Genomic DNA, 12173 nt, shown 5'->3' with positions numbered 1-12173 from the left:
CTCAAAATTCCGTCACCGATACTCCGAACCCATACAGCAATGACGAGAACCAATAAGTCTGGCGGAGAAGGGGGGATTCGAACCCCCGGTACGGTTTAACCCGTACTACGGTTTAGCAAACCGCTGCCTTCGACCTCTCGGCCACTTCTCCATGAAAAATAGACACGCATATTAATCTTGCGCTTTGTACTGAATACTTTTATAACATAAATTACTATTTTACAAATAAAATTTCAGCTTTTTTATGAAAATATTTTACATCATTTTTCTTTTTACTTTAATTATTAACGAGTCTTATGCAAATATGGAATTAAAACCCGCCCATTACGACGGCAAAAGGTTCTATAACCAGGAACCACATACCAATACTTTTATGGACTTTTTAAAATGGAGATGGGAAAGAAATACTCCTGATTGGCCAGAGTGGGTTGAAAATAATTTAAAGCCAAATATAGAGCCAAAAGTTGAAGGTAAAATTAAGGTAACTTACATCAACCATGAAACTTTTTTAATTCAGGTTGCGGGGCTTAATATTTTAACTGACCCTATTTACTCAGAAAGAGCAAGCCCTGTTAGTTTTGCTGGTCCTAAGAGAGTACACGCTCCTGGGATTCCATTTGAAAGTTTGCCTAAAATCGATATAGTTTTAGTATCGCACAGTCACTATGACCACCTCGATATTCCAACAATTGAAATGCTTGTTAAACGCGATAACCCAGTAATATATACAGGACTTAAGCTGGGAAAATATATTAAAAAGAATGCTGATGCTAAAATAGTACATGATATGGACTGGTGGCAAACTATGGAAAATAAAGGAATTCAAATTACGTATACTCCCGCACATCACTGGTCTGCTCGTGGACTATTTGACCGAAGCAAAACTTTATGGGGTAGTTTCGTTATAGAATATAAAGGCAAAAAATTATATTTTGCGGGAGATACAGCATGGGGCGTTCATTTTGAGCAACTTGCATCAAAATATGGAAACTTTGACATTGCACTTTTACCTATTGGAACTTATGAGCCAAGATGGTTTATGAAAAACTCGCATATCAACCCAGAAGAAGCTGTAATGGCGCATATCACCATGAAATCTAAGCTTTCTATCGGTATGCATTTTAATTGCTTCGCAAATTTAGCAGAAGATAGATACAATCAGGCAGTAGAAGAACTTGCTGAAAGTTTAACAAGGCATAATATTGATAAAACCAGCTTTATAGCGCCACTTCCAGGACAGGAGTTTGAAATTGCTGAGTAATTTAAATAACTTTATACATTCTCGTTTTGCGCCCTACTTACTCTTTGCAATAGGTGGACTAAGTAGTTTTGCATTTGCGCCTTATTATATTTTGCCGCTACTAATACCGTTTTTTGTGGTTATTAGCTTAATGCTGAAAATGCCACATACATTTAAACAAATATTCACTTTAAGTTTCTGGTTATTTTTAGGGCATTTTGTTGTAGGGCTTTACTGGATTTGCATATCGCTTTTTACAGATATTGAATCATTCTGGTTTTTGGTTCCGTTTGCATTATTTTCTGTGCCTGCTTATGTTGCTTTATACCCTGCCCTAGCTGTATCAATATGCAATAAAATTAAAATTCATAATCCTTATTTAGAAACCCTGGCTTTTGCAAGTGTTTGGGTAATGTTTGAAATGTTTAGAGAAATAATATTCTGGGGATTCCCATGGAATATGATTGGTTATACTTTTTCTGGATACTTGCCATTACTGCAAAGCGCTAATGTTATTGGTGTATATGGCTTAAGTTTTGTAGTTGTTTTTGTATTTTTACTACTTGCAAAATATATTACTACTGGCTTTAAAAGATTTCTTGTAGCACCAATTATTATACTAATAATTATGACTTCTTTTGGCTACTTTAGGCTTAAAAATAATCAGCCAGAATTTACAGATAAAACTGTAAAAATTATTCAAGCTAACATTGAACAGAAAATGAAGTGGCGTGAATCTGAGCGTTATAATAATATTATGAAACATATAAAGCTTTCTCAGGGTGGTAAGTCTGACTTTGTAATTTGGTCTGAGTCATCTTTCCCAGAGCTTGTTGATATTAAACGTAATTTGTCGACATCACTTACGCAGTCACTTGAGCCGCATGGGGTTTTAATAACAGGTGCAGTTAGAACCGAGATGGACAGCCCAGAATTTAAAATTTGGAACTCAATAATTGCGATTCAAAAAGAAGGAAAAATAGTTGATTATTATGATAAAGTAAAGCTTGTACCATTTGGTGAGTTTATCCCGTTTAAAGAATTTCTGCCTCTTCCCAAAATTACTCATGGCTCACAAAATTTTGAGTTTTCAGATAGAAACGATTCTAGTTTAACAGTAAATGGGTTAAATATATTGCCGCTTATTTGCTATGAGGCAATTTTTCCTAAGCTAAATTACAATAGAAAAAAACATTATGACGCAATTTTAAACTTAACTAATGACGCGTGGTTTGGTGATAGTTCGGGTCCTTATCAGCATTATGCAATGGCAAAAACCAGAAGTGTAGAACTTGGCTTACCACTGATCAGAGCCGCAGGAACTGGAATATCAGCAGTGACAGATAGTTATGGCAGGGAAGTTACTATATCTCAGCTTAACAAGCAAGAAGCGTTAGATAGTAATATTCCAAAATCAGCTAACAAAGGATTTTATGCGAGAAAGCTTGATAAAAGCAAGTTATTTGCTGCATTTCTAATTATAGTAATGCTTTCTTTAGTAGGTGATAAAACTGTACGCAGGGTAAAGTCTAAATAGCAGATTTTGCTTAAAATTGAGGACTATGGAGTGCGTAAAGCATTCCCTAGACCTCTAACTTTGATATAGTTTTTTTAGGTTCAATTTGATATGCGTCATTTCCTCACTCATGTAGGCATATCTACATTTCGTTCGTTATTCCTGTGTCAAATTGAACCTAATTTACTATAACCCAAGTATTATGCAATGCCTCTGTCTTTTGACTCTGACACTTGCTTAGCTAATCTGTCTTTGATGTCGTCTTTTAAGATTTGATCAATTGCATCGTTTCCAGTCCAGAAATATTTTGTACTGCTTCTTAAGATATCATCATAAACATCATTTACTTGCTCAACAGTATTTCTAATTATTTGAGACTTATTAAGTGTAATTTTGCTACTGCTGCAGCTTCTGCTTCTTTGCACGCTATCTGTCCATGTAGCATTTACTTTTTTCTCAATTTCAGGGGATTTATTAATCGGCTCAAGTTTAGATGCAATATCCCAGTTATACTCTTTAATCCAGTTAATTGCAGCTTGTTTTGGATTAGATGTAACCAATATTTTCGCAAGTTCTTCATTGCGTGTTGTTATACCTTTACTATCAGCACCTAATGCTAATAATAAAACCGCAATATTAAAATGCCCTTTATGTGCAGCAACATTTAAAGGAGTATCGGCATGGTTTTTTGCTGGTTTTCTGTTTATATCAGCGCCGTTTTTAATTAGGTATTTTGTGATTTCTAAATTACCTTCATTAATTGCATTGTGAAGTGGTGTATAACCATCATTATCAGCTGCATTAACATTAGCTTTTAAATTTGTTAACATTACAATTAAATCTAATTTTTCAAGGCTAGCTGCTAAATGTAATGGTGTTTTACCATCATTATCTGCCAAATTTGGTTGAAATTTAGGTGATTTCATCATCTCTAATGCAAGATTGATATATACGTGAGCAATCGACAAATGTACAAGTGACTGCCCTGCCTCATTTTTAAAGCTAGGATTTGCACCTTTTTGAATTAAAATCTTTGCAGACTCTACGATAACATCATAAGCATCAACAGTGTTAGGGTTGTTGTTTAAAGAAATATTTTCTAAAACTTCAGTTATGCTAGATTTACGAACTTGCTTAGGGTGAACCTGAGCAATAAGTGATAATGTGGTATCTAGATCTTCTTGTTTATATTCTTGGTGTGGCGATAAAAGTGTATCGTATAATGCCTGCCATTGTTTTTTATGAGCATATTCTATGATTAATTTCATTTTCTAAATCCTTTAAAATAATTATAAAGGAATTAATACAATAAAGTTAACAAATAGTAAAGATATATTTACTCTACAAATTCAATTTTAACGTCTGTTATATTTTCCCTTATAAGTTCAAGGTCGAATACGCTTGGGTTAAAATATGACCCTAAGTCCATTGTAACCAGCTGATTTTTATTTAAAAACTTCAGCTTAACCTTAATACCGTCATTTGCTTCACATTTTTTTAGATAGTTTATAAGGTCAATATTTGCAGTCTCAAGAAGCAACATTTGTGACTGATTTATAAGGAATTTATCGAGGAAATCGATATCTTGCGCCGTAAGCCTTATTCCGCCCTCATCTTTTCTTGCTTCAACTGTTATATATAAAGGTAGCTCACTTTCCATAACGGATCGTTTTGCATCAAGTAAGTCTTGTTCAAATACAGCAATATCATAGTTAAAGGTTTGGTCAGACACCATTAAATAACCAAACCTGCCTTTATTAGATACCCTCATTCTAAGTTCAGAAGGAACAACAGCAAGCTTGTAAATACCTGATTTTTCTAAATTTTCCTGAATGTATTTGTAATCCTTAAATTTATATTTATCAAGGTAATACTGATATGCCTTAAGCGGGTGATCAGAAAAGTAAAAGCCAAAAGCTTCGTTTTCTAAGGCTAAACGTTTAGTAAACGGCCAATCTTCAAACTCAACAAGCTCAATATTGTTTTGCTGCTTTTGAGAGCCGAATAAACTAATTTGTGAAGTATTAATGCTGCCAGATGATGATTTAGCAATAATTTCGGCATTTTCAAATAGTTTGCGACGATTTGGTACAAAATTATCCATTGTTCCTGATTTGGCAAAACCTTCAATAACCCTTTTATTTAAAGCTTCTGAGGGAACTCTCTGTGCAAAGTCTTCAAGCGACTTAAATGGTTTATTGCCGCGAGCTATTGCAATTGAGTCAGCAACATTTCGACCAACGTTCTTAAGGGCGCTTAAACCATAACGAATATACTTTGTGCCTTCGTTATCAATCTCCAAAGAAAATACTGCTTGGGATTTATTAACATCTGGCGGAAGAACTGTAATGCCAAATTTTTTTGCTTCCTGAATAAACATCATGATTTTGTCTGTATCATCAATATCATAGTTTAGTGATGCAATTAAAAACTCAGCTGTATAATTTGCTTTTAGGAATGCGGTTTGATATGCAATTACGGCATATGCAGCAGCGTGTGATTTATTAAAGCCATAGCCTGCGAATTTTGCTACTAAATCAAATACTTCACTAGCAAACGCGGGGTCAATACCATTTTCTTTGGCGCCGTTTACAAATAAGTCGCGCTGGGCATCCATTTCGGCTTTAATCTTTTTACCCATCGCACGTCTTAGTAAGTCAGCGCCACCTAATGAGTAACCCGATAAAACCTGAGCAATTTGCATTACTTGTTCTTGATAGATAATAACGCCAAATGTTTCTTTAAGAATCCCTTCTAAAGTAGGATGAATATAATCAGGCTCTTCTAATCCATGCTTACGTGCAATATAGGTTGGGATATTATCCATAGGCCCTGGGCGATATAATGCACCAAGTGCTATTAAATCTTCGATGGTATCAGGCTTTAGCTTGCGAAGCGCATCTTGCATTCCTTTACTCTCGAACTGGAATACGCCAACCGATTCACCATTAGAAAGCATTTTATATGCATCAGGGTTATCAAAGCTTATATTATCAATATCAATTACAATTCCTTGATCTTTAAGCAAATCAAGAGCGCATTTAATAACAGTAAGGGTTTTAAGTCCGAGGAAGTCAAATTTAACAAGACCTGCCATTTCTGCATATTTCATGGAGAACTGAACTGACTGCATGTCTGAATTATCATCCCTGTAAAGAGGGGCAACATTCACCAAATTTTGGTCAGCAATAACGATACCTGCCGCATGTACAGATGTGTGCCTGTAAAGACCTTCTAACTGAAGCGCAATATCTATAAGCTTCTTAACCTGAGGGTCGTTGTTTATTGCTTCACGAAGGTTTGGCTCAAGCTCTATAGCCTGAGATAAATTAACTGGGTTTGCAGGATTATTTGGTACCATTTTAGAAATGCGGTCAACCTGAGGCAGCGGCATTTGCATAGTGCGCCCAACGTCACGAATTACTGCTCTTGCCTGAAGCTTACCGAATGTAATAATCTGGGCAACTCTTTCTTCGCCGTATTTTTCTTTTACGTAATTAATAACTTTCTCACGTTTTTCCTGACAAAAGTCGATATCAAAATCTGGCATTGATACACGCTCGGGATTAAGGAAACGCTCAAAAAGAAGTCCAAATCTGATAGGATCAAGGTTAGTGATCTGAAGACTCCATGCAACAAGTGATCCCGCCCCTGAACCACGACCTGGTCCTACGGGTACGTCATTCTTTTTTGCCCAAATCATAAAGTCAGAGACTATCAGGAAGTAACCTGAGAATTTCATCGAAGTGATAACGTTTATTTCAAATTCTAGGCGGTCGAAGTATTCTTTAGTGACGTTTATAAAGTCAACGTCGCTGATTTTCTCAATTTCTTTTTTAACCTTTAGCCTGTCTCTAAGTCCATCTCTTGCGAAGTTTGCAAAAATTTCATCTTCACTGGTGGTTTGGTCATCGCTAAACTTTGGTAGCATCGGCTGACGGCTTTTCATTCGAGCCGTACATCTAATTGCAATATTTGCAGTGTTATCAAGTGCTTCTGGCAAATCACTAAAAAGCTCATTCATCTCTTCTTTGGTTTTGAAGTACTTTTCAGGATTTGGCTTTTTACGATGTTCTGCATCAATATATTCACCATTGGCAATGCAGTTTAGAGCATCAAATGCCTCATAAGCTGATTTTTGTGGGTAAAATACAGGGTGAGTTGCTACAAGCGGAATATGCTGATCGTATGCAAGGTTTATCATTTTTTCTTCAAAATCATGCAGGTCATCGTCTTGCCTTGTGATCTCGATGTAAAAATGCCCATCGAATGATTTGGCAATATTGCCTGCAAATTTTGCAGCGTCTTTTTCGTGGTTTTGAAGCAATAGTTTGCCAACTGAGCCTTTTTCAAAACCACTTAGTAAAATAATACCTTCTTTATTTTGAATAAGCTGATTATATGTAACAATCGGTGGCTTACTAAAATCAGGGCGGTTAGTATAGCTATCGCTTACTATTTTAATAAGATTGCTAAGTCCTGCATCATTTTTAGCGTAAATGCAAATTTCATCTTCGCCATATCCGAAAGGGGATTCTGCCCTAAGCTGCACGCCGATTATTGGTTTTAAGCCTTTTTTTACAGCATATTCTGAAAATTCAAGCGATCCAAAGAGGTTATGCTCATCACAAATTGCCAGTGCATTCATAGAATTTGCTTTGGCAAGGCTTATCATATCCTCAATTTTGAGCATACTTTTAGCCAAAGAATAAGCACTGTGGGCGCGTAAATGAACAAAATCTTTCATAAAAACTTGCAAAAATAACTAAACGTCATAGATTGGATTTAATAAATATAAGGATATAGTTATCATGAATATCGAAAATTTACAAAAACAAATTAAAGAACTTTGGGAAATAAAGGATTTAGCAAATAGCGATCAATCCCCTATACATACAGCAATAGAGCTTATAGACAATGGTACTTTGAGGGCAGCAGAGGCTTTAGAAAACGGAGATGTGAAGGTTAACGAATGGGTGAAAAAAGCTGTGCTTTTGTATTTCAGGGTTAAGACAAGCAGACCATATGATATGACAAGCTATTCAGCATTCGATAAAATACCTCTTAAAACAGCAGGCTGGACAGAAGATAATTTTAAAGAAGCAGGCTTTAGGTTAGTTCCTGGCTCTATTGTTAGGTACGGAAGTTATGTTGCGAAAAACGTAGTGCTTATGCCATCTTTTATAAATATTGGTGCGTATGTTGGTGAGGGTACAATGGTTGATACCTGGGCAACAATTGGAAGCTGCGCGCAAATTGGTAAAAACTGCCATATATCTGGTGGTGCTGGAATTGGTGGTGTGTTAGAGCCATTACAAGCCTCCCCTGTTATTATTGGTGACAACTGCTTTATCGGAGCAAGAAGTGAAATTGCAGAAGGCGTTAGAGTTGGTGACGGAGCGGTAATTTCTATGGGCGTATACATTGCGGCAAGCACCAAGATATATAACCAAATGACAGGTGAAATTACTTATGGCTATATTCCGCCAAAATCAGTTGTTATTCCGGGTAATATTATGTCAGGTGACGGCAAAACATCTAAATATGCTGCAATTATTATCAAGCAAGTAGATAGCAAAACCTTATCAAAAACTGAACTTAACGAGATTTTAAGAAATGGATGATATTGAGCTTCTAAAAAAGCTAATTAGTTTTAATACGGTTTCTCCAAGTAGCGAAGATTCTATTGATTTTTTAAAAGATTATCTGGAAGATTTAGGTTTTAACTGTAAGAAAATTGAATCAAAACAAGGGTTTAATTTATATGCCGAAATAGGCAGAGGTGTTAAGCACTTAGCATTTGCAGGACATATGGACGTAGTCCCAGCAGGAGATGGCTGGATTCAAAGCCCATTTGAGGCACTAGAGCAAGATAAATCTATAATCGGTCGTGGTGCTGTAGATATGAAGGGAGCTATTGCTTCTTTTGTTTCAGCAGCTAGAGAGTTTATAGAAGATGCAGATGCTACCAAATACAAAATGTCGCTATTAATATCAAATGATGAGGAAATCACCAATAATTACGGTACTCCTGCGATACTTGATTATTTAGCGAAAAGTAGCATTAATATTGATTTATGCATTGTCGGTGAGCCGACAAACCCTAATATCATGGGAGAAATGGCAAAAATTGGACGCAGAGGCTCTGCATCATTTGATATAAAAATTATAGGAAAGCAGGGTCATGCTGCATATCCTGAAAATGCTATTAATCCGATGGCGGCATCTGGCAAAATAGCTTATGAACTGTCTAAACTTATTTTAGATAATGGGGATGAAAATTTTAGCCCATCTAATTTAGAAGTAACTTCAATTGAAACAGGCAATGAATCACGTAATACTATTCCAGGAAGCTGTACCCTTAAATGTAATGTTAGATATAATCCGCAGCAAAGCCCTGAGTCTTTAAAGAATATTGTTGAGAAAATTGTTCAGGATAATATAGGTAATTGCAAGTACTCTATTGAAAGTTTAGATTCAGCAAGGCCATTTATTACTAATAATCAGGCAGCTATTAATGTGATAAATGAGGCGCTTTTTAAGGTGAACGGACTTTACCCTAAGCTCAGTACAACGGGCGGAACATCTGACGCTAGGTTTATTGCTCAGCATTTCCCTGTTATTGAGTATGGATTGGTTAATAAGACTGCTCATCAGGTAAACGAAGCAACCCCAATCGCTGATATTAAAAATCTTACGGAATCATATGCTGAAATTATTAAAAGATTCTATGATATGGCATGACTGGGAGCAAAACCCGCCTAAATTTGACGCTGAGGCATTTACATGGGAAGGCTCACTTACAAAGTATATTCAGGATAATTTTCCTGATAAAACCTTAAGCCTTAGAAATGTTCAGCAGTATGAAGACAATGGCTTTATCTATCGCTCTGTAGATGAATATTTGGACGATAATTTAATTGTAAAAGCGTCGCTTATTTATGATATTGGCAAATCTAGTAAGGAGATTACAGATAAGCTAAGAAGTCTTGGAAATAGACCAATAGGAAATATTCTTTTCAACGACCCTGATATAGAGAGAAGATTTATTGAATGGGCGGATTGTGATGATATTATTTACAGAAAATCTATAATAACCTCTCCACGGTTTAGCTTAGAACTTATCGAGGGATTTGTGTTGTAAAATAAATAAAAGCGCAATTTTTATTTTTGGTAACCATTTATATATGCTATCATTATTAATGAAATTTGATAATGGTTACTCTTTATGAAAATGACAGAATTCAAAGAACTTGTTGAAAAAAACAGAACTGATTTAGGCGACACAGCTTGTATGATACTCTATGGCAACGCATGGGTTATTGAAACTTTATTGTTCACTGATAAAGTAAATTTTGATGAGATTATTCAGTTAGCTCGTACCAACAATGAAGTTTGTTGCGACGTGTTAAATAACATCGATAAAATAAAAACGCTGATGGATTATGATCATGTAACATTTGGTGAGATTGTAAAGCTTGCTACTGATAAACCTGAAATTTATAATATTATGTTAGATAATATTTATGAAATAAATTCGCTTTTTGAGACTGGTCATGTAAAGCTTGAAGACCTTGTTAATCTAGCAACCAACAAACTTCCGACTTATTACTATATATCACATACTAGCTTTGAAATAAACACTCTTCTTGGCTCTAATAAGGTAAAGTTTGCAGAGATTGTTAAGCTAGCAAGCACAAACCTTGAAAATTATTGTCTTATTTTAAAAGACAGATATCAAATAAAAGCGTTACTTGAGTCTGGTAACATAAAATTTGCAGAGATTGCTAACCTATCCTTTACGAACCCTAAAATATATAATCTTATAATTAATGACACTCCTAAAATAAAAATGTTTCTTGAGGATAATTCATCAAGTTTTCAAGATATTCTTGAGCTTATTACTACGAGCCGCAATATTTATTATGTTATGCTAAAAGAAGCTAAAACCATAAAGGATTTGATTGATTCTGGCAAAGCAAGTTTCAAAGATATTATTGATTTAGCGATTATAAATCCCGATACTTATTGCGCTGTATTAAATGATATAAATAATATAAATGCGCTTTTTGAATCTGGTCAGCTAAAATTTGAAGATTTTGTTAAGTTAGAAAAGGATAAGCCTTATTTATCTGTTTTTTTAAATAGCCACTTTTCTGAAATAATAAATTCAGTAAGTACAAATACATTAAGCTTAGAAGACGCCGTTGAATCTGTAAGAATAAAAACCAAGCAACTGAACGTAGATAATATTAATGATGTTGATAACAGCGCAAAGGTAGATAAACAGAATAATAATGTTAAGGAGCAAAAAAATACAAAATTACCTGCAAATAACACCGCAAAATTTACAAAAAACAACCTTCCAGTTGCAGAAGGTGAAAAATCTTCTACTGTAAAGAAAAGAACACCTGCCAAGCCTATTGATAGACTTGAAAATGCTAAAAACTCTAGAAATAAGGATAATCGAAAAAGACACAAATAGCGACTTTTAATAGGGATTTAAGCTGGTAAATGCGATATAGCAACCTAGCAAAATAAGCTTGCCGAACCCTTTTATTCAAACAAACTTTTCTTTAAATTAGCTTTAATTATTATAATAATTCTTTAATATTTACACAGACTTATCAAATTGCTATACTAAATTTATTAAAAAATAAATCAGGTGATATTATGGGTAAATACAACATAAAGTTTGAAAAAATTGAGTTTGATGTTAGCGGTGACAATGAATTCATGTCTCAAAAGTTCCTGTCTGTTACCGATACCAATGGCAAAACTTTAGAAGTTCGCCAGTTTGACTTTGATATACCTGATCATTTAAAGCAGCCAGATATTCATAAAGAAACTAAGGAAAGACTAGAAGAACTAAAAGGCGAAGGTCTAAAAGATGTTTTTAAACACATTCAGCCAGATATTCACAAGGAAAGAACCGAAATGCTAAAGCCTTTTATATATAGTACAAAACAAGGCTCTGACTTTCATAATGAAGTATTTACTGCTATAAAGTTTGTTGAATATAATAATGGCATAGCACACAAAGGCGGCACTTTTAGCGGCGAAGATTATGTTGTAGTCTGCGATAAGGGTTTTGATATTAAAAACTTACTGGACATGTCTCATGATAATCATGGTGAAATAACTACTTATAGTTCAAGCAATTACGATATTGATATCCATACATTTGAAACTGACTATAGTTTTTAAGTTGAGATGTGCATGCGTCATTTCCTTGCTTATGTAGATTTTTCTACATATCGCTCATTATTTCTGTGCAAAACACAACTCAATTCACTATACCATTTATCATGGTTTACTTATTATTCCCAAACCGTTAGTATCCAGTCAAATATTGACTAAGTTGAATCTATGAGTATAATTCAGCGTTTATTAATAATGCATGAAAATTTCACGGTA

Annotated in this window: 9 protein-coding genes and 1 tRNA gene; 7 read left to right on the top strand and 3 right to left on the bottom strand. The window is 34.8% G+C overall.

Annotation, left to right across the window (positions count from 1 at the left end; genetic code table 11):
• Positions 1-59: 59 nt before the first annotated feature.
• Positions 60-151: transfer RNA gene (locus BGO27_02885), tRNA-Ser, on the bottom strand.
• A gap of 93 nt (positions 152-244) precedes the next feature.
• On the opposite strand from BGO27_02885, the gene BGO27_02880 reads away from it, so the two are divergent.
• Together BGO27_02880 and BGO27_02875 are read left to right on the top strand one after the other, a co-directional pair.
• Positions 245-1261, top strand: coding sequence for a hypothetical protein (locus BGO27_02880; GenBank protein OJV13150.1), 1017 nt, complete (start codon positions 245-247; stop codon positions 1259-1261).
• Complete coding sequence (locus BGO27_02875; GenBank protein ID OJV13149.1) at positions 1251-2777, top strand: apolipoprotein N-acyltransferase; 1527 nt, start codon at positions 1251-1253, stop codon at positions 2775-2777. Before BGO27_02880 ends, BGO27_02875 begins: the two co-directional genes overlap by 11 nt.
• A 179-nt stretch (positions 2778-2956) precedes the next feature.
• Here BGO27_02875 and BGO27_02870 read toward each other — a convergent pair whose 3' ends face one another.
• Together BGO27_02870 and BGO27_02865 are read right to left on the bottom strand one after the other, a co-directional pair.
• Positions 2957-4024, bottom strand: coding sequence for a hypothetical protein (locus tag BGO27_02870; protein ID OJV13148.1), 1068 nt, complete (start codon positions 4022-4024; stop codon positions 2957-2959).
• 68 nt (positions 4025-4092) lie between these two features.
• On the bottom strand, positions 4093-7503 hold the full coding sequence (locus BGO27_02865; protein ID OJV13147.1) for a DNA polymerase III subunit alpha: 3411 nt from the start codon (positions 7501-7503) through the stop codon (positions 4093-4095).
• A gap of 61 nt (positions 7504-7564) precedes the next feature.
• On the opposite strand from BGO27_02865, the gene BGO27_02860 reads away from it, so the two are divergent.
• The 5 genes from BGO27_02860 to BGO27_02840 all read left to right on the top strand — a co-directional run bounded on the left by BGO27_02860 (position 7565) and on the right by BGO27_02840 (position 11963).
• A complete protein-coding gene (locus BGO27_02860) occupies positions 7565-8380 on the top strand; it encodes a 2,3,4,5-tetrahydropyridine-2,6-dicarboxylate N-succinyltransferase (protein OJV13146.1) in 816 nt (271 codons plus the stop codon).
• Positions 8373-9500, top strand: coding sequence for a succinyl-diaminopimelate desuccinylase (locus BGO27_02855; protein ID OJV13145.1), 1128 nt, complete (start codon positions 8373-8375; stop codon positions 9498-9500). Before BGO27_02860 ends, BGO27_02855 begins: the two co-directional genes overlap by 8 nt.
• Entirely contained in the window at positions 9463-9900 is a 438-nt protein-coding gene (locus BGO27_02850) for a hypothetical protein (GenBank protein OJV13144.1), read from the top strand. Before BGO27_02855 ends, BGO27_02850 begins: the two co-directional genes overlap by 38 nt.
• An 84-nt stretch (positions 9901-9984) precedes the next feature.
• Positions 9985-11241: a hypothetical protein gene (locus tag BGO27_02845; protein OJV13143.1), complete on the top strand. Its 1257-nt coding sequence runs from the start codon at positions 9985-9987 to the stop codon at positions 11239-11241.
• A gap of 188 nt (positions 11242-11429) precedes the next feature.
• Entirely contained in the window at positions 11430-11963 is a 534-nt protein-coding gene (locus BGO27_02840) for a hypothetical protein (GenBank protein OJV13142.1), read from the top strand.
• Positions 11964-12173 lie beyond the last annotated feature (210 nt).

This window comes from Alphaproteobacteria bacterium 33-17, from assembly GCA_001897445.1.
GTDB lineage: Bacteria > Pseudomonadota > Alphaproteobacteria > Rickettsiales > 33-17 > 33-17.
The sequence above is the reverse complement of the archived record's forward strand: the minus strand, read 5'-3'. Positions and strand labels throughout refer to the sequence as shown.